This window comes from Sphingobacterium sp. LRF_L2, from assembly GCF_965644235.1.
Lineage (GTDB): Bacteria > Bacteroidota > Bacteroidia > Sphingobacteriales > Sphingobacteriaceae > Sphingobacterium.
Map to the genome: position 1 here is coordinate 181,796 of NZ_CBFFRI010000001.1, position 19,666 is coordinate 201,461.

Genomic DNA, 19,666 nt, shown 5'->3' on the forward strand with positions numbered 1-19,666 from the left:
TACAAGATTAACTTCCTTTAACTATTCTCAAAAACAGCGTCAAAAACACCTGTATCACTTTTGCAATAAAAAAGACTTTTTCCTAAGTTTATTAAAAAGTAAACAGATTATGAGTAACTATTCTAAAAAATTAAAAGCATCCCGAGGATTTCAATTAGAAAAGTTCCCTACAGATGTAACAAATGAGATCGGCATAGAATTCGCAAAAGTAGAATTAAAAAAAATCCGAAAAAAGATAGCAAAACTTCAGGACATTATGTATGCACACAATCGTTACAATGTACTGATCTGTCTTCAGGGCATGGATACAGCAGGAAAAGACAGCCTTATTCGCGAGCTTTTTAAAGATTTTAATGCACGAGGTGTTGAGGTTAAAAGCTTCAAAACACCAAGTACTCTCGAACTACAGCACGATTATCTTTGGCGGCATTACATAAACCTTCCACCGAAAGGAAAATTCGGGGTATTTAATAGAACTCATTACGAAAATGTATTGGTTACAAGAGTACATCCCGAATATCTTTTAAACGAGCATATACCCGATATTCATGAAACTTCCGAAATACCTAAATCATTTTGGAATGATAGGTTCTCCCAAATCAATAATTTTGAAAAACATTTAACAGACAACAAAATGATTGTCTTTAAATTTTATCTTCACTTAAGCAAAAATGAACAAAAAGAAAGGTTACTTCGCCGTTTAGAGAAAGGGGAACATAACTGGAAGTTTTCACCAGGAGATCTAACGGAAAGAAAAATGTGGGAAAAGTATATGGACTGCTATGAAGAAGCTATTCAAAAAACCAGCAAGCCAAATGCTCCATGGTATATTATTCCCGCTGACAATAAACAGATAGCACGTTATCTAGTGGCAAAAATTCTTTGGGAAAAACTATCAAAATATAAGGAGATCCAATACCCTGAACTCGAAGAGGATATTTACGAACAACTGAACCACTACCGAAAAGAATTAGAAAAAGATTAAAACTAAGGATAGAGGGACTTTTCTAAGTTAATAGTCCCTCTAAAAAATCTTCCTAAATTACACCAACACTAGCCCCTCCATCCAATGGAATAGCTGTACCTGTCAAAAAAGATGCATATTCTGAAGCCAAAAAGGCTACAAGTCGTCCGTATTCATCAGGCTTACCTAATCTTTGCATAGGAATTGACGAAATTCTATTTTTTTTCACCTCGGCAAATGAGATTCCTTTCTGCTCTGCCTGCAGTTTCATCAGCGTGTTTAAACGGTCTGTATCAAAAAATCCTGTCAAAATAGAATTCACAGTAACACCATACCTTGCCACTTCACCTGCTAAAGATTTGCTCCAGCTAACTAAAGCTGTGCGCATTGTATTAGATAATACAAGAGTTTCACTTGGTTCCTTTACCGTCATCGACGAAACATTAATCACACGTCCAAATTTTTGCTCCTGCATATACGGAATAGCAAGTGAAGTCGTAAATACAGCATTTTGAAACAACAGTTCAAAAGCTTGCTGATAATCTTGTTCCTCTTTGACCAACACCCCTCCAGCTGTTGGACCGTTGGTGTTATTTACCAGTATATCCACGTTATCATTCGCGAAAAAATGGCTCATCTTTTCCTTATGCGTATCGTAATCGTTAAAATCAGTAAGCAGATAACTATGATTTTGATTGTCTGAAGTACTTAATTCTTTGATTACATTTCTTAACTTATCTTCGTTTCTAGCCATCAAAACAACTTCAGCTCCGCAATCAGCTAATTCAATTGCAATAGCTCTTCCAATGCCTGAGCTTCCACCTCCTACTAAAGCTCGCTTTCCTTTTAATGATATCTGCATAAAACTTTATTATTGTGCTATTAAAACCGGTATCTTAACGGCGTGTCTTAATTTATTTACTGTTTCACCAAAAATAATATCCTTTAACCCTTTATGTCCATGACTACCAACTACTAATAAATCAGCATCATATTTTTCACAACTTCCCTTTATTGCTTTAATCCTGTTGTTGTATCCAAGTTCGAAGCTCACCACATACCCTCGATCTGCTAAAAAATCGGCATATTGCTTCACCCGAGCAAGATCCTTTCGGGCCTCATAATCGTCACTATGCCCACCCGTATATTTCACACTAGCACTCTCTACAACATGTATAAGAACCAATTTACAACCTATCGGATTAAATCGTAGTGCTTGGCTAATCACTTTCTCGTCAGATTTAGAAAAATCAAGTGCCAAAAGAACTGTCTTGAAAGAAGATGCTTCTTCAAAAACGAGCTCTTCAAACGCATTATGAACATCTAACGAAGTATGCTTTCTTTGCAAAATCCAAGGATAAACAACTGTCATGATTAACAAAAGTAAAAGTCCTACAGCTGCGAATACAATCAAACCTTGAAGCAGAACATTATCGACTTGCTGTATCCAATCGGTCACTTCAGCCAGGACAAGCTGAAAATTCAATATTGCAATTACAACCGCAATTGACCAACTGACAACTTTAAGAAGAGGGCTAATAACAAACTCTCCCATTTTCTTCTTATCGCTTACGAAGTGGATTAAAGGTATTACTGCAAATGCTAACTGCATACTTAACAAAACTTGTGAGAAGATAAGCATCTGTCCCACTTCTTTATCTCCAAAAATGACGATAACAATAACCGCAGGCACTATGGCTAACGTCCGTGTGAGGAGGCGCCTCAACAATGGACTGATACGGAGTCTCAAATATCCTTCCATCACAATTTGACCCGCCAATGTTCCCGTTATAGTAGAACTTTGGCCTGCTAGAATAAGCGCTATTGCAAATAATTTAGGAGCCCATTGTGTACTTAACGTAACCCCTAAAAGATGATATGCATCTTGCAGTTCTGCTACATCATGCATTCCATTTTTATGAAACACAGCCGCTGCTAAAATAAGAATAGCAGCATTTACAAAAAAAGCCAGATTGAGAGCTATGGCGCTATCAAAAAAATTATATTTTAATGCTTTCCGTATGGACTCAGGATTTCTTTCAATCTTTCGGGTTTGCACGAGAGCTGAATGCAGATACAAGTTGTGAGGCATTACTGTCGCTCCGATTATTCCGATAGCGATATAGAGTGCTGCATTATTGGGTAGCGAGGGAATAAAACCAGTAACTACTTCGTCTAAATGCGGTTTCGCGAAAAACATTTCGAGTAAAAAACACATACCAATCAACGAAACTAGCCCTACGATAAAAAGCTCTAACTTTCGCATACCCAAACGTTGAAGATATAATAAAAGAAAAGTATCAGCAAAACTAATGAGCACTCCCCATAAGATATCAATGCCAAAAAGAAGATTTAAACCGATAGCCATCCCTAAAATTTCCGCTAAATCACAAGCTGCTATTGCTATTTCGGCAAGCAAATAGAGTAAAAAATTCATTCTTTTAGGGTATATTTCTCTATTGCACTGTGCGAGATCCTTGCCCCGCACAATCCCCAAGCGAGCGCATAGACTCTGTAATAACAAAGCCATCACATTGCTCATCAATAATACCCACAAAAGGGAATAACCAAATGCACTTCCACCAGCGAGATCTGTTGCCCAATTCCCTGGATCCATATACCCCACACTTATTAAATAAGCAGGACCAAAAAAACTTAAAGCTTTCTTAAATTTAGATTTTCCCTGATGTATTTGCACACTTTCATGCACATCATCCAGCGACTTATGATGGGAATCTTTCATGGGCTGAAATATAACGATTCTTAGACAGAAACCCATATCTAAATCGTTCTTTTGGATCAGAATTTCGACAATTTGAGTTAAAGGAATAGAAATTCTTTAGATTCCAATTTTAAACACTTGGTCCTTTTACTAATTTTTGAAAGAGGAATAATCATTCTTTTAGGGTCGTTTAAAAAAGTAAATAAGATTTTTTTTGAGTGTTATCTTTTTATTACCTTTAGGTAACATTATAAACTTACAAATTATGCACACAAAAACTGAATACCTTATATGGGATAAGATTGTCCATAGTGCAAAAAGTAGAATAGACTTAAATAATTTGGGGTCTAAAGCAAGTATGGTAAGTCCGGAGATTATGGACAAATTTATATTGCACATTATTGCTGCATTTGCTTCCGGTGAAGAACATTGTAATATCGCTACTAATCTTCACAACGAATTGCATCACATTGGTCTAGATGTAAAGGAAGAGGCAATAGACAGAATAATTGCGGACAAGCATATTCTTTTTAGTGCCGAAATTTACGCAGCCTATCTTACCTTTTCCATGCTTGAAGACGGACATTCTGAACAAGAAGTGTTAGGCTATGTATGTGATCTACTTGACAGCCCTAGAATCCAATAAAACCTGTTGATTCACAAAATAGTTTAATAGATCATTACCGACTTTCTCTGAATAAGATACATCCGTATGGAGCTTTGGAGAATTTATGCCGCTATTCCATGCCATCGGAGAAACAAACACTCGTGCTTCATCCCAAACCCCCGCGTCGATAAAAGATTGTAAAGTCGCTGCCCCTCCTTCTATAATAATGGATTGCACATCCATTAAATAGAGTTGGTACAAAATGTTCTGCGGAAGATACAGCGAAAAATTTTCGAGTGCAATTTTTTTTACCTGAGGTTGCCAATCCGTTTTCTCGGCATTAAAAATTATCGTTTCCGCCGTGCCGTCAAAAAGTTGGGACGACAGAGGGATACGAAGGTCTCGGTCAATGACGACTCGCTTCGGATTTTTACCACGCCAAAGTCTTGTCGTTAATGAAGGATCATCAATCAGCGCTGTTGATGTACCAACTAATATTGCATCTTCTTCTGAACGCCATTTGTGCGTTAATTGTTTACTAGCCGCATTACTGATCCATCGTTGTTTCTGGTCGTCGGGAGCAAAGAAACCATTACGCGTTTCCGCCCATTTAAGAATAACATAAGGCCTTTGCTGCATAATTCTTGTAAAAAATCGGCGATTCAAGTGAATACATTGATCTTCTAAAACACCAACTTTAGTTTCAATCCCAGCAGCAGTAAGTTTCTGTATACCTAAACCATTCACTTTTGAATAAGGATCTACACAACCGATCACCACCCTTAGGAATTTATAAGAAACAATCATATCTGCACAAGGAGGTGTTTTACCAAAATGAGCACAAGGTTCCAAACTCACAAAAAGTGTTGAAGAAAGAAACATCTTTTCAGCCTCGTCCTTTCCTAGTTTGCGTAAGGCATCTTTGACAGCATTAACCTCTGCATGCGATCCGCCAAAAGGAGAAGTAAACCCCTCTCCTATGATTCTATTTTCGTGAACAATAACGGCACCTACCATCGGATTGGGGCTAACTGTCCCTCCTCCCAATAGTGCTAAATCCAAACACCTACGCATGTACAATTCGTCTCGCATCATTTTACAAACTTAGTATTTACAGAAGAATATCAAAAGTGTTTTAGGCTTTTGTAAGTTTGTAAAATGAAAGATTACAACATGCTTGCCAAAGAATACGAAGAGGAACTTTCTTCAATCTATGATCCAGGAGAAGTCAAACAACTATTCCTTATGGCATATAGCTTTATTACGGGTAAAAAAACAATCTTCTTTCCGTTAGAAAGTCGTCAAGAAATTCAAAATGAAATACAAATACGTTTTCTCCATATTTTAGAAGAATTAAAGAAAGGCAAACCTATACAACATATTATCGGGGAAGCCGACTTTTATGGACAACGTTTCCTGGTTAATGAACATACCTTGATTCCGAGGCCAGAAACCGAAGAATTAGTTGATTGGATTATTTCAGAAAATCGTTCGAAAAAAGATTTATCCATTCTAGATATTGGTACAGGATCCGGATGTATTGCAATTTCGTTGGCAAAACATCTACCGCAGGCAAGGGTACACGCTATAGATGTATCCGCAGAAGCTATCATAATGGCAAGGCAAAATGCGAAAAACCAGAAAGTCTCTATTGAATTTATCGAAGCCGATATTCTAGATTGGGCAAGTTATATGTCCGATAATCAGCAATACGACTTGATCGTGAGTAATCCGCCCTATATAACGCCATTAGAAAAAGAGCATATGCATATAAACGTATTAAACTATGAACCCGATAGCGCTCTTTTTGTAGAAGCACATATGCCACTGTTATTTTACAATACAATCGCGGATATAGGTCTTCATCATTTGCAACATGATGGAAGCATCTATGTGGAAATAAACCAATATTTGAGCACCGAAACCAAAGATATGTTTATGAAAAAAGGATACAGCGCAGTGGAAATACGTAAAGATTTAAATACTGCGGATAGAATGATCAAGACTTCCTTATATTAGCTGTATTTTTTCAAACTGAGAAACAACAAGTTAAAACAAAAGAAAGAAAATAAAAGTAGCACCATTTGGCAGGTATCAACTTTTTTTCTACCTTTGCATCACTTCAAACAAGGAAATATACTCCAAAAAGAAGTAAAGATTCCGTAGCTCAGCTGGTAGAGCAATACACTTTTAATGTATGGGTCCTGGGTTCGAGTCCCAGCGGGATCACAGAGAATAAAATCAAAACCCTGAAAATAAACAGATTTCAGGGTTTTTTTATTTTTATTAAAAAAAGAATCAAAATAAGCACGAAATCATATATTCTCGGTGAGTCATTCGGTTGCTGCTGCACCTCTCATACTGTTCGAAAAATGCTGATTTGTTTCTCATGGCCTATTATTCTTGAAAATAGGTTTTGAATTTTTGCGACTCGGTATCATATACAATAGCGAGCACCACATCATCTGCCGTCAGTATTACGCCATCTCTGGGTGCTGGCACAAATTCACTGGTATTCAGATAGATCTTTGCTTTTTCTCGAAAAGAGCGAATCCGCATCTTGTCGGCATAGTTTTCGGCAAAAGCAATGTAGGGCTGGTGCGTCACTTTATTGGAACAAAATATCAATAAACGACTGATCTGCTTTTCATTATTATCTACGATCACGGCGACATCCTGTATGCCATCTTCGTCAAAATCCCCAAAAGCGACGGAAGACTTAGAGCGAGCTTCATTCTGCGTGAGGCTGTAGGAATTGCCATCACTATACTGGTCATCCATTAGGATTTTTTTGACACCAGATGGCAATGTGGTAAATGGCGCCAACGAGAAATTCATTCTATACTTATCGAAACGATATTCCTCAATCAATAGATCGGCATTCAGTCGGAAAGTAGATTGGCTGTTGCGCTCCACATCAGGTCGAGCAAGCACTACCTTATACGCTTCTTTGGATTGCTCGTCATCCACCCACACTTTATCACCGAACTTAAGATCTCGATCTACTAAATCGTCGGTGTTCCCAATAATTCGGTAAGCAATCCAAGGCCCATTGTCGCCATCCCATTCAATGGGCAAGCGAGAAGGCACAGAATCTTGATGGAGGAACTCTTCCGGCACTTTTGTTTTTGAACTATCCACTACGTTTGTCGAATCGGCGACGATGAGCTTTGGCGTAGCTGTTTTATCTGATTGGTTGAATGTATACAGACCAAATACTATTCCAGCAATCACCACGCAAGCAATAATGCCGTAGATAATCCCATCGGATATTCGCTTATTTCCCGTTCCTCTATTCATGGTTAGTTGTTTTCGGTTAGCATCTGTTTAATTCCCAGATCATCTATAATTTTATCTCTCAAATCAGGATTGGGTAGCCTTTCGATGAATTTCATCTGTATGGGCACTAATCTTTTTTTATCCTCATCATGACGATAGTTGCTACGAAAAGCAAAAAGCAGACCTTCGATCAGATTTTCGATCCTTGGAATCGCTACAAATTCTTCGAAACTGTAGGTTTTATCCGATTCAAAAAAACCATCAAACAGGCGCAACAACTCCTTCATCCTACCGGAGTCTTGATTATGCTCGCTCTTTACAGCATCTTGGAGATACAACTGCAGCGCAGAAAAAAACTGAATTTGGCGAAATTCCAATTCAATTTCGCCCACATCATCTTTTAGATAATCAGTGCTTAGTGCATACGTCTCCTCAAAATCGTCGAGCGCATAAAAGCTAAATAAGAGGTCGTCATAACTATTGGCATCCTTTACCCATGCACGATAGAGTCGTAAAGACATTTCTGGACGGAGCTGGTAGGTTTTACAGATATTTTTAGGAGCTGTGAAGAAAGCAAGCATATCTTGGCGATAAAACACCATCGGATGTGCCTGTTGCGCATCCAAAATCTGCTGAATAAGTTGTGCTTGCTCCTCCTCGTCCGTACTTTGCGCCAATAGACAGAGGCAGGAATAGAGGTAAATGTTGCGATCGTCTTTTATGATAAGCGGCACCGTATCATCGCTAGGATCATAGCGGTCGAAAAAGGTTTTGTAGTGCTTTACCGCTGTCCTATAATCCTGTTTTTGATAATACGATCTCCCGTACAAGGTCTGGAAAGCATTGTGCAGTGTCGCAGGATCCGCCTCATTCATCAGTTTGAGACAGTCGTCGTATCGAGCGATATTTTGCGCCATAGAAGCCGCATTCCACAACATTTCTTTATCCATATAATACGCCTTGACCGCATGTTCGAACGCTTGCTCGTCCTCATCCAAGTTGGAATAGGCTGCCGATAAATTAGAATGATATAGCGCTAGCGTTTTCTTGTCGTCTACGTTGGCATATAAAGTGGCTAACCTGAATTTTTCTTTGGCCAGTTGGAAGTCCTGTTGTAGATAATAACACAATCCACATTGCGACAGCAGGTATGCATTTTTATAATCTTTTTCTAACAGTTCTTCATAAAGCTGTGCCGCCCGTGCATATTCCTCATCCTGATAATGGATCATCGCTTGGCTAGTCTTTTCTTCAATAAGACGATCTTGCGCATTAGTACATAAAGGTAAAACCAGACAACAGAGTATCCAGAAAGATTTTGTTATACCGTATACATTATTCATGGCTATTTCTATCATGTTGAGTCGAAATTTAAGCGATAAACCGTAATCTTCTATTTCCTGTTTACGATTCGCATCCAGGCATTTACAATTAGCGCCACAAGGATCGTATTTATTGACAAGACAAGAGATCGCCCGTATGAAACCGGCCGATAACCTGCTCAGCATGCTAATGATTTCGGCTGTCCGATGCAGCTATTCATGATGAGTAGCGATACTAATGAACTAAAGATTATCATTTGCGTGGATTTCAACCATGTTTCCCTCCTGTCGGTTTTGATGCTATGACGAATGATTAAATTTAAGCTAATTAATCAATATCACGTAGCACATTCACAATTCGCTGTTGCCCATTTATGAACTACTGCCCAAAGCACCACCAAGACGAATCTTAAATTACTTCTTGCAAATAATAAATCGTTGGATACGGTCATCATGGCAAATGCTATATTTGGGAATGCGAATACGGCATGAAAAATAAACTTGTCTTAGGATTACTTTTTGCCTGCCAGTTGGTACACGCACAACAGGTGGAGTTGGTCAAACCGCGATGGGAAGATTTTGTTCCAGTGGAGTGGAAAACCATCTTGCAGAAACAGGGCAACTTAAAGAAGGATGGTGCGGCTGATCTGGCGGTAATCTTTGAAGGCAATCTCGCGCTGCTCCTATTTCCAGATTTGTCGGTGGTAGATCGCTTACGAACCTCATGTTGCGTTTGTTTTGTTTACGGGGTTGCGAGTCTCAAAGGTGTGCTACCGATGTAACCATTTGAGTTTGCATTTGCGTATCCTTGTTGGATTCCATTAGCCCTTATCAATTTTATCTGTTTATACTTCGTTAATTAAAACATCACTATGAGAACACTAATTATGCTTACACTCATGCTTACTTCCACCACAGCCTTGCAATCCTGTGCGCAGGAAAGTGAATCCTATTGGCGCATCAAGAGCATTCATAGAGAAGACGGTGAACCATTCCTAGGACTGACAGCGATGTCGATGGAGGAAATAGCAGATTATAATTTTCACTTCGTGAAACGCAACGATAGCCTATATTTTGAATGGCCTGAAAAATTCGCTATCGGGTTGAACGATTTTAAAGAACTAAGCCAGTTACAGATTACAGACAAGGATTATTATGATATGTACGATCATCGCTTCCAGGGGAATAGTTTTCTAATCAAATTCGTAGATAAGGCGACCAATTCTAAATCAAAAAACACGATCATGGAATTTGAAAAGATAGATCACGAAGCGTACAAAAAAGACTTGGCAGAGGCTATTGCTTATCAAAAAACCATTTCGGATAAAATAGAAGACTTCAAAAAGACCTTGGCAAAGGATTCGCCCATCGTATTAGAACAGCTGGAAAAACTGCCCACAAAGGTCGACACCATATTTGATGACACGTATGATAGTGACATTATACTGCGCATACCCGAAAAAATAGCATTATGGGAATCCGGTGATCTTAAGAATGAAAAATTTGGTCCCATCAAAATTGGCACTTTTAAAGAGCACTCCAAAATCTACGATATCGAGCATGCAGATGACTATGGTCTGAAACAGCTGACGCTCTGGCTATCTACTGATCCTACTCCTTTTGATATGGAAAGTTTTATAGCAGAAAACACCCAGCTCGTGGTGGTCAAAGAGGAAAAAGACGCAATTGTAGGCTATACCATTAGTTACAATGTTGAAGAAGACAAGCCATTCATCCAATCCTTCATCACTCTAAAGTATTACTTAGTCGGCAAGACTCATGTATTTATTTACGGAGATGTCTCTGCTTCGCAAATGCAAAATGCTTCAGATATAGCTGAAATGAACAAAATACTCAATTTCAATCACCTGATTTTGAACCACATAACAATAGAACCCAATTCATAAAACAAGTCCTCACAATCTCCGAAAAGCATCTTTTAGTTAACAACTTACAATAAAGGCGATTAGCCCTGTAAAAGGAACTAATCGCCTTTAAACTTGCCAACAGCAATCATCATACCGCGATGAGGAGAGATATCAGATTGTTACGAACTGTCTTTCAATTGGTCCAAGTACTTTAAATCTACCAAAAAATATTTCGATTTTTGTACCTTGTGGGTCACAAAAAGGTGCTAGAAATAGTAACTTTTTTATTTTAAACGCTGTAAGCTAATAACAGCTGTACTATACAACACTATTTATCAATTATATAGCATTTACACAAAAAAAATAAATTATTTTTTTTTGTATCTATCAAACAGTTTCCTACCTTTGCAGCTCCTTCAAGATAAGGAAATAAAATTCCTTCTTGAATACAGAAAAAGATTCCGTAGCTCAGCTGGTAGAGCAATACACTTTTAATGTATGGGTCCTGGGTTCGAGTCCCAGCGGGATCACAAAAGAAAAGCTAATCGTGAGATTAGCTTTTCTTTTTTATAAGCTAATTACTAGCTTCTTTGGACCATACTAAGTTTTGGTGCATCCCCTCTTTCTCCCCTGTTTCCTTCCATGCCCCCCCCATAAACGACACTTAGTCTGAACCAACCCGATATAAATCTATCCCAACCGCATCACAGTCTATCACAACCGCATAGCAGTTTATTGCAAACTAGAATAAGTTTATCACAAACGTAAATGCGTCTGTCGCAAACGAAGACAAGTTTATCGTCAGCTTGCATCTGACACCCCAACCGCATATCAATCTGTAGCAACCGCGATTGCGTTTGTCACAAACGAAAATCAGTTTACCGCAAACGCTTCCAAGTTTATAACAAACGCATATCAGTTTATCACAAACGAAGTTCGGATACGACAAACTTACATCAGTTTATGACAAACTTTTTAGCATCTACCCTTATTTCGGCTCTCTTAAATAGCCTTCAGAAGGTCCTCTTCGACGTAAAAATCCTTCTCGTTCAAGCGTATAGGCTTGAGCAACCCCGAGCGAACGTTCCAATTATACTTGCTTTCGCGCATACCCAATTTTTCAATTTACTTTACGAATCCTCCTGCTGTAAATCCATCAAAACCATCCCTTCTTTCTTATTACATATTATTTTACATGCTTTGACAATTGCTCCCATTTCTTAACTATTTAAATGTTAGAGACCCCATGATGACAGGATATTTATCGTATTTCTGCCAGACGAAACAAACATACAATGCCGATCAAGAAAAAAATAGTACGGGGAGCGACTTGTCGGATAGTTGGCGGATCACTGGTTACATCTTGTCAGATACTGTCGATTGAATAACCGTTATTCGGATCTTCTTATAACAAACACGCTATCATCTTCGCTAAATGTTCATCCGCTGAAGTACATTTATGATACTCCCGTTATACTGTTTGGTTACTTCAGTAAAGAAAATGTATAACGACAGTAAGAAAAAAGTAAAGCGGCGACCGAAGAAAGGGCGAAGTTGGTCCGAAGAAAGTCAGAACAAAGGCAGAACAAGGGTAAAAGAAAAGGCAAGGAAAAGCTTAAAAAGGCATACACGTTCTTCGGCTTTAAAACCAATTATCTGTCAGTATGGTGTTACCGAAATAAACTTTCAGATACAAGTATAGATCATATTTTCTAAACTGTATCATATTTGGCAACGCAACATGTTCTAAAGAGATTAAATAATACACCATTATTCCTTACTGGATATGCCTGCTCTCACTCCAAGAATTCGGCATAATTTACTATCAGCGGAAAGAAATAATGGAAAAGAAAGAGCAATCCATTGACAAGAATAGCAAAAGAAAATAAGTGAAAATTAACACAAGTGATTTCTTTTCCATTCGTGATAAGCAGGATAAAGCACTTCGCTCCCCAGTTTTAAGGGAACGTCAGGATAACCTTCCATAAACACAACCTTATTTTTCTCTCGTTCAAAGAAATCTATATTAATTGCATAACTATTATGTATTCGATAAAAATTATCTTTCGGCAATAATTCGAGAATTGCCGATAACGAAATTTTGATGGTTAGTGTAGTTCCACCACAATAATAAATGGTGCTGTAGTTGCCTCGAACTTCAATATAAACAATCTTGCGACTATCAACTTTATGCTCTTCATCTCCGACCTTAAACACTAACGTACTATTTCTGCTGTGAATCTTCTTATCAAACAGTTCCATCAAACTTTCTATCTTTCGAGAAACTAGCTCCACCTTTCTCGCTGTTATTGGCTTCCCAAGAAAATGGATTGCATCGAAATCTGCCACGTGTTCATTATCATAGTTATAACCTGAGCAAAAAATCACGAAGACTGGCATTCTATTATTTTTCTGAGCACGATTATACGCATTAACTTCTTCTGTAAATTGAAAACCATCCATTTCAGGCATTTGCACGTCAACAAAAACAACATCTACCTGATGCTTCATAATAAGTTCCAATCCTTCAAACTGATCTCCAACTGTTATTACCTTAACTGGCATAGTCATAAATACCTCAACCAACCTCTTTAAACGTTCTAAATCGACAATATCATCGTCTATCAATAATATATTCAACTCTTTTTTAAATTGCGCAATCATTTTAATTTGTAATTATTTCTAATTCTAGTCGGTAGGTAGTCTCAGTAGAAAATATAGTCATTGTGGCATTCTCTCCATAAACAGCGTTCAATATCTCTCTAATACCTTTAATGCCCTCTCCTTCAGAAAAGCCTCTACACCATTTCCCTGCTTGTGACTTCTCATTCTCAATGAGAATACTTAATTGCTTTTTTGTATAAGTAACTTTAAAAAGAGCTAGTTTATCCCCAGAAGTTACCTCACCATGCTTACACATATTCTTAAACAAAGAAGCTAGCAATAGCGCAGGTATGGGTATATCACAGGCGTTTTCAGGAAAAACAATCAAGATATTAGCACCTCTTACCTCAGCTAGTTCATATACATATCTTTGTTCTACGGAAAGTGGGACCATACGGATATTTTCACAGCCATATGTATCTAGACTGTATGTTAATAGTTCATCTACAGAACTTATCTGACTCGCAGGTATAGGACCGCCAAGTTCCAGCCAATTAAACACCTTCCCAATCAAATTTGACGAAAAATGTCGAGCGAGGCCGTTCTTGGCAGAAGAAACAGCGTTGTACAAAAATCGTTCTTCCAATAATCGGATGATAACCTTGCAAAGAAAAAGAATAAGACTATACTTTGCCGCTTGAAGAAAGAAATGAGAAAAGTTCTTTAGATAAAGTATCCATGTAGCCGGCACCTCCTTATTCCACAGATTCGCAGATATGATATTATCAAATCCATGAAAAAAAAGATAACCTAGCAAAGCTAAAGAAATATACAAACCAACTAATACAAAGAAAAGATTTCTCCATAACTGCATATGCACATCCTTATACAAACGATAATAGATAAAGTCAACCAGTAGTAGAAAAACAACGGAGACTATAGCTCTAGAAAAAAATTGGCCATAAGTATAAAACTTCGTATTGGAGAACTGCATAAAAAGAAAATAAAGACTATATAACTCTATTTTAATCCACTGCCTCCAAGGCAACAAAATTTTTAATAATCTCATAAAATGAAAAATAGGTCCAAAAAGGTTTGTGAGAAACACCTTCTACACGTAGGACAATATAACATTTTTTTTAACAATCATCAAATCAATTCAGCTTGAATTTATTTGATGATTATGCCCGCCTCTTTCAAACAATTTCCATCACCGTAAAACGAGCATTCGTCACCTCAAAACGACAACGTAAACTTTTATTTGCTCACCGATAGAATTATATAGAGTTTAGTAATACGAACAGGGAAGTTCATTAAAAGAAGTCTGGCCGCGTGCTCACAAAAAGATAAACTTCTTCAATGTAATTTCAAAGGAGGTGAAAAATTAGACGAATGAAGTGGGTACGGGCGTCCCGCAATTCAGAAGCACCTCCGCTGTTCTTTTCGTTTCTCAGTTAGGTTAGTAAAAGGTTCCCATTCTCCCCGTTTGGGGCCTTTTTATTTGATTATTATAGAATACCTCAAAAAATACAATCCCTCATTTGTAAACAAGCTATAATAAAAAAAGAGCTTCACCCCAATAGTGAAACTCTTTTTTTATTATAGTTTTTTCTGCTTACTTCGTCGAGTATGAAGCCTTTACAAAAGGTGCGGCCAATAGGTAATCAATACTTTGTTTTAAACCTGTCTCCAAATCCGATGTGATTTCTTCCAATTCAACAAAAATATGCTTTACTCCAGCGACGTCAGTATTGGCGAAGATGGCGTCAAATCCAACCATTCCACTCTGGCCAATTTCACGATGGTCTTTAATATGAAGTGCACTGAAGCGTCCTGGATACTTCTTAAAATAGTCTACGGGACTTGCTTTACCTATTACAGTCCAATACACGTCCATCTCAAAGAAAACATTTTCTGCATCTGTATTTTCCAACATATAATCCAACATCACAACCTTATCTTCTACTTTCTCGAACTCATGCGCATGGTTATGATACCCATACTTGATTCCATTTTCCTTACACAATTTCCCTACTTCATTTAAGTATCGGCACTGTACCGCCAACTCTTCAACCGAGCTTGGCACACTTAACCAAGGTGTAACAATATAAATCATACCAGCAGCCTTATGTGCTTTAATACATTCTTTCCACCAAGCTAAAGATTCAGAAAAATCTCCCGAAGCAATCTCCTCTTTCGACAGTTCCTTTGTAGCATGAGAAGACACCACTTTCATACCTGCTTTTTCTACATTCTTTTTAAACTCTTCCGGTGAAGTATTGTAAAACTTACCATCGCGATAACCTGCCGCTTCAACAAAAGTATATCCCATGTCAGCTAGTTTTTTTAACACTGGATAATAATCCGTATTGTAAGCATTTGGATCTACATGACTTCCCATCATGCTTCGTACAGAATAAAGCTGAAGACCGATATCTTTCTTCACCTTTGCCTTTTGGGCATAACCATTCATCCCCATTACACACATACCTGCTAATAACAAGGATGTAATTAAAACTTTCATTTTCATTTGAACTGTGCTAATTGTTATAATAAAATAAAACTACGTTAAAACCTAATACACATTTGCCGCGATCTGATCTTATTTTACAGATACATTTCTTTCCTACCCTGTTTTTTTTATAAGGATCTCTCCTTTTCATAATTGAATACAAGGTAACACTTACCACCAAACACCTATTTGCAATAATATGGATAATCCCAAAGAAACCCAAAGCATATATTTTCTTTCAAAAAAAAGAAAAAAAATTATACTTAGTGTAAAAATTACACTATATTTGCATCATCATAATTTAGGTTTATAATTGGTTAGCTAAAGGTTTTCATTCTCCCCGTTTGAAAACCTTTTTTTTATCTACAAAATCGAAGAACTGCTATCTTTACTGAAAAGACAGACAGTTGTCCGGAACAATTAACGAACCATTTCGTATTTTTGGTTCATCTTTTGATACACTACTAAAAAACACAAGATAATGATGAAACCTCTACTCTTTGCATTCGTATTTCTTAGTGCATGCCAGACCAAAAACACAAAAAAAGAGAATCTTCAATCAACAGAAGAAATGAAGTCGAAGACTGATACGACATTGATTGCCTCACTCGAGGTTGATAGTGTGGTTACATTGACAGATAGCATATCGGTATTATTCTTAGTCAATAATCCGACAGAAGACACGCTACGTTTTACGCAATACCACACCCCGTTTGAAGGATTTATGAGCAATTTCCTCACGATTACTGACGAAAAAGGCAATGAAGTAAGCTATATAGGTGCAATGACCAGAAGAGTTATGCCACCTCCCGAAGACACCTATCACTCCTTAGCACCTGGGCAGACCGACTCCGTTCGATTTATATTAAATAAAGGTTATCGTTTCGACAAAGCAGGATTATATACTATACAATATAATGGAGGTTCTGTAAATGGACTATCGAGTGACACTATCGTAAAACTAAATATTCAATAGCTCCACATTTTATTAAATTTGACATTACTGAAGCCCATTCTACGAAACAACGGGCTTCAGTAATTATTATTCGGGTAATACATGTGTAACGCTAACCAAAGTAACATCTTTTAATGCACTTCCATACTGCCTTTTATCATAATACGCTAAAGTATCCAAGACACCTACAACAGTCACTAAACCTTGATCATTACTCAACAAGAAAGAATGGAGATCTTGATCATCATTTTCGATATGAATCCAGATCGGTTTAAATTCGGATTCATCATTAAATGGATAAATTGCAGAATCATCATACTCATATACTAATCTCCCTCTGACTCTTACCTCTTTTCCATGCAAGCGTGCTTTTTCACTGTGGACTTCATCAAAATACGACTGATCTTTGGCACTATCCCTCATCGCTACACTATCTTGAGCCCAATACTTTTCTACTTTCTGATAACGTGTATCTTTACAACTCGTTAACAAAGCTACTAATACCGCCGCACTTCCGAATTTTATCATTACTTTTTAATTTGAAGACTTTTCGCTAAAATTTCCATCAAGCCATCTAAAAAAACATTCGTTCCTCAATTATAAATTTGAGAAAAAATATAGAAACAAACCACAAAAATCTACGTCAATTTATGCAACAAACGCTGAATAGTACACCATTCCTGATATTCCACTTCATTCCATACTTTCCTAAATTTATTCAATAGCTCAAAAGATCGTTTTTTTAGATATTCCACATCGCGTTTATCAGATTCTAAACCCGCTAAAAAAATACTGTCGGCCTTTTCAATGGCAAAATTAAAAGCTTTCATAACTTAATATCTTTAGTCGGTTAAAATTAAGAACACAACCTAAATTACTGACATACTTTTAGTTAAGATTTTGTTAATTTTAAATACAGCTGTACTTTCACTCATTCAGTTCAATAACTATTTTCTCATTCAAACCTTCTACACTTCCAACCAGTTTATTATCTACCCACACACACAGTCGACTTTGATTGCCTACCGCATTATCATTCCAATCTTTTTTCCAAATGATATCTACATCGTGCCCGTGATATGATAACTTACCCAAATAGAAATAATCCCACTCTTCATAGGGAAGCAACGTTTCTATCGAGAATTTGTTCTCATGATACCCTTTAAACCCCAATAAATCGGCAATAATGATATCCGGAAAAGTCGAATGAAAATAATCCTGTTCACCGCCAAAAGACTCTCCAACACTCGGAATATACCATTCGCCGATATTCGGCTCGTCCACACCATGCATTACCGCCAACTTTTCAATGTAGTTATACAATAAAATCCTATCACTATTTTCAACATCCTTTTTGTAATTCTTTAAATAATTCGCAAAAGCCTTATACACAACAGAATTTTGAAACGGCCACCCACGCCCATTCCAGGCATAGGCTTGTTCATTGTAGTAGGGATGCTGCCTTTCCGCCGTAGTCATCCCTTTATCATGAAAAAAGCCTTTTTCCGAAGCAAACATCGACCAAGACTTAGCATACTTCTGATAACTGGAATCGGGAATCATATTAAAATACCAGGGGGTATAACCTACAGATTCGCGAACCTTAGCTTCAAAATCTTGCACACCGAATTCATTATCTCCGGCACTATACGAATTAAAAAAAACATCATCGTTGTTCCATAACACGTCCAAGACTTTTCGCTGCAATGTCTCTGCTTTATCAGCATAATACAATGATTTGGAGGAATCTCGCTTTTTTACCTTCTGCCCTAACAAGTCATACAAATTGGACAACGATCTTAAATTTGCGTAAGCATATCCGTTAACAGAAGGTCGCACCAAATAAAAATCTGGATATCCCTTGCGAAACGCCCTAGGATATTGCCTAGCCTGTGAAGATCGAGCCACCTCATCGGTCGTTCCCCACCCTAGATAAAGCTTTCGCCAGGTCTCATCTGTATATATAGCATAAGGTCCTCCACTTTCAATCAAACCTAAAACAGCAGATAGGCTAAACTCCATCCCATCATATAGATCTAATATCTTATACATTCCGTTTGTCTTTGAATCTACGCGTTTTACAGTAAAAAGGCTATCCCAAATCGTCTGATGCTTTTCCATACTGGGCAAAATTTCCCTCAACCACAAAGTGTCAGGATGTATGGTTAGATACGCCTCTATACCATCAATCATCCAACTGGAAAAATGATGACTTTCTGGTCGACTTAAATAAGTAAGAAAATTGCCATTTTCACGCTGATTTATTCTCGAAGCCGATCCGCTCATGAAATAATCAGCATAAGATTTTAAATACTTAGAATCTCGTAACCACCTGAGATCGTAAAATTGGTGTCCAGCAGGACAGGTTATTGCGCCGCTTAAAGAGGCCCAAGGCTTAAAACCAAAAAACTCTGTAACAACCCAATACTTCTTTTGATCTATTGCGTCCTCATATTCCCGAAGATGCTTACTAATCATCCACCACCTATAATTATACACCTTATTAATCGTATCGTTGGAAGAAATAAAAAGAGGGACATTTTTTTGCAGAAAATCTTTATTATTTGTTGCATTAAAGGGTCCATCAGAAATTGGACGTCCTTCGTAACTATTAAATTCATCAACAGCATCATTAAGCCCGATACGTGCCTCCCTTTCAAAACGTTGTAATTCGGAGTTATATATAGCATATTTATTCGAAGAACATGCTGTACAAAGGAATAATGAATATAATACCAGAAAGATTAAAAGAGAAGGTCGAGTCTTTTCAGTGTAATTTATCATAATATGAATCAGTCAACAGGGACAGCATATTGTCCCATGTTAACTAAGA

At 37.5% G+C, this 19,666-nt stretch carries 18 protein-coding genes and 2 tRNA genes; 9 read left to right on the forward strand and 11 right to left on the reverse strand.

All coding sequences use genetic code 11. The annotated features are described in order from the left end of the window. The first annotated feature begins 109 nt into the window (after positions 1-109). Positions 110-985: a PPK2 family polyphosphate kinase gene (locus tag ACSZOX_RS00815; protein ID WP_437917819.1), complete on the forward strand. Its 876-nt coding sequence runs from the start codon at positions 110-112 to the stop codon at positions 983-985. A gap of 52 nt (positions 986-1,037) precedes the next feature. Here ACSZOX_RS00815 and ACSZOX_RS00820 read toward each other — a convergent pair whose 3' ends face one another. Together ACSZOX_RS00820 and ACSZOX_RS00825 are read right to left on the reverse strand one after the other, a co-directional pair. Next, the gene (locus ACSZOX_RS00820) at positions 1,038-1,826 is read right to left on the reverse strand and encodes an SDR family oxidoreductase (RefSeq protein WP_437917821.1); all 789 of its coding nucleotides are present in this window, start codon (positions 1,824-1,826) and stop codon (positions 1,038-1,040) included. A 9-nt stretch (positions 1,827-1,835) separates the two neighbouring features. Further along, positions 1,836-3,707, reverse strand: a complete 1,872-nt coding sequence (locus tag ACSZOX_RS00825; protein ID WP_437917823.1) for an Nramp family divalent metal transporter — start codon at positions 3,705-3,707, stop codon at positions 1,836-1,838. A gap of 244 nt (positions 3,708-3,951) precedes the next feature. Here ACSZOX_RS00825 and ACSZOX_RS00830 point away from each other — a divergent pair, with 244 nt between their 5' ends. Then, positions 3,952-4,332, forward strand: a complete 381-nt coding sequence (locus ACSZOX_RS00830; RefSeq protein WP_437917825.1) for a hypothetical protein — start codon at positions 3,952-3,954, stop codon at positions 4,330-4,332. On the opposite strand, the gene ribD is transcribed toward ACSZOX_RS00830, so the two are convergent. Beyond that, complete coding sequence (gene ribD / locus ACSZOX_RS00835; protein ID WP_437917827.1) at positions 4,306-5,388, reverse strand: bifunctional diaminohydroxyphosphoribosylaminopyrimidine deaminase/5-amino-6-(5-phosphoribosylamino)uracil reductase RibD; 1,083 nt, start codon at positions 5,386-5,388, stop codon at positions 4,306-4,308. The genes ACSZOX_RS00830 and ribD overlap by 27 nt on opposite strands. A 63-nt stretch (positions 5,389-5,451) precedes the next feature. Here ribD and prmC point away from each other — a divergent pair, with 63 nt between their 5' ends. Together prmC and ACSZOX_RS00845 are read left to right on the forward strand one after the other, a co-directional pair. After that, positions 5,452-6,312 carry a peptide chain release factor N(5)-glutamine methyltransferase gene (gene prmC, locus ACSZOX_RS00840; protein WP_437917829.1) on the forward strand — a complete coding sequence of 287 codons (861 nt, stop codon included), beginning with the start codon at positions 5,452-5,454 and terminating at the stop codon, positions 6,310-6,312. Between the two features lie 137 nt (positions 6,313-6,449). Continuing rightward, positions 6,450-6,522: transfer RNA gene (locus ACSZOX_RS00845), tRNA-Lys, on the forward strand. Positions 6,523-6,690: 168 nt separating this feature from the next. Here ACSZOX_RS00845 and ACSZOX_RS00850 read toward each other — a convergent pair. Further along, on the reverse strand, positions 6,691-7,593 hold the full coding sequence (locus ACSZOX_RS00850; RefSeq protein ID WP_437917831.1) for a hypothetical protein: 903 nt from the start codon (positions 7,591-7,593) through the stop codon (positions 6,691-6,693). Positions 7,594-7,595: 2 nt separating this feature from the next. After that, on the reverse strand, positions 7,596-9,080 hold the full coding sequence (locus ACSZOX_RS00855; RefSeq protein ID WP_437917833.1) for a tetratricopeptide repeat protein: 1,485 nt from the start codon (positions 9,078-9,080) through the stop codon (positions 7,596-7,598). Positions 9,081-9,442: 362 nt separating this feature from the next. On the opposite strand from ACSZOX_RS00855, the gene ACSZOX_RS00860 reads away from it, so the two are divergent. The 4 genes from ACSZOX_RS00860 to ACSZOX_RS00875 all read left to right on the forward strand — a co-directional run bounded on the left by ACSZOX_RS00860 (position 9,443) and on the right by ACSZOX_RS00875 (position 12,146). After that, positions 9,443-9,676 carry a hypothetical protein gene (locus ACSZOX_RS00860; RefSeq protein ID WP_437917835.1) on the forward strand — a complete coding sequence of 78 codons (234 nt, stop codon included), beginning with the start codon at positions 9,443-9,445 and terminating at the stop codon, positions 9,674-9,676. Between the two features lie 90 nt (positions 9,677-9,766). Continuing rightward, a complete protein-coding gene (locus ACSZOX_RS00865) occupies positions 9,767-10,801 on the forward strand; it encodes a hypothetical protein (RefSeq protein ID WP_437917837.1) in 1,035 nt (344 codons plus the stop codon). 418 nt (positions 10,802-11,219) lie between these two features. Further along, a tRNA-Lys gene (locus ACSZOX_RS00870) sits at positions 11,220-11,292 on the forward strand. Positions 11,293-12,008: 716 nt separating this feature from the next. Continuing rightward, on the forward strand, positions 12,009-12,146 hold the full coding sequence (locus ACSZOX_RS00875; protein WP_437917839.1) for a hypothetical protein: 138 nt from the start codon (positions 12,009-12,011) through the stop codon (positions 12,144-12,146). Between the two features lie 512 nt (positions 12,147-12,658). On the opposite strand, the gene ACSZOX_RS00880 is transcribed toward ACSZOX_RS00875, so the two are convergent. From ACSZOX_RS00880 to ACSZOX_RS00890, 3 genes are all read right to left on the reverse strand, one after another. Then, positions 12,659-13,426 carry a LytR/AlgR family response regulator transcription factor gene (locus ACSZOX_RS00880; RefSeq protein ID WP_437917841.1) on the reverse strand — a complete coding sequence of 256 codons (768 nt, stop codon included), beginning with the start codon at positions 13,424-13,426 and terminating at the stop codon, positions 12,659-12,661. Position 13,427: 1 nt separating this feature from the next. Beyond that, entirely contained in the window at positions 13,428-14,435 is a 1,008-nt protein-coding gene (locus ACSZOX_RS00885; protein ID WP_437917843.1) for a hypothetical protein, read from the reverse strand. A 546-nt stretch (positions 14,436-14,981) separates the two neighbouring features. Continuing rightward, positions 14,982-15,896 (reverse strand): sugar phosphate isomerase/epimerase family protein, encoded by a 915-nt coding sequence (locus ACSZOX_RS00890; protein ID WP_437917845.1) that lies wholly within the window; start codon positions 15,894-15,896, stop codon positions 14,982-14,984. A gap of 463 nt (positions 15,897-16,359) precedes the next feature. On the opposite strand from ACSZOX_RS00890, the gene ACSZOX_RS00895 reads away from it, so the two are divergent. Beyond that, a complete protein-coding gene (locus ACSZOX_RS00895; protein WP_437917847.1) occupies positions 16,360-16,854 on the forward strand; it encodes a hypothetical protein in 495 nt (164 codons plus the stop codon). A 66-nt stretch (positions 16,855-16,920) separates the two neighbouring features. On the opposite strand, the gene ACSZOX_RS00900 is transcribed toward ACSZOX_RS00895, so the two are convergent. From ACSZOX_RS00900 to ACSZOX_RS00910, 3 genes are all read right to left on the reverse strand, one after another. Further along, positions 16,921-17,361, reverse strand: coding sequence for a hypothetical protein (locus tag ACSZOX_RS00900; RefSeq protein ID WP_437917849.1), 441 nt, complete (start codon positions 17,359-17,361; stop codon positions 16,921-16,923). 110 nt (positions 17,362-17,471) lie between these two features. After that, on the reverse strand, positions 17,472-17,663 hold the full coding sequence (locus tag ACSZOX_RS00905) for a hypothetical protein (protein WP_437917851.1): 192 nt from the start codon (positions 17,661-17,663) through the stop codon (positions 17,472-17,474). A 97-nt stretch (positions 17,664-17,760) separates the two neighbouring features. Further along, the gene (locus ACSZOX_RS00910; protein ID WP_437917853.1) at positions 17,761-19,617 is read right to left on the reverse strand and encodes an MGH1-like glycoside hydrolase domain-containing protein; all 1,857 of its coding nucleotides are present in this window, start codon (positions 19,615-19,617) and stop codon (positions 17,761-17,763) included. Positions 19,618-19,666 lie beyond the last annotated feature (49 nt).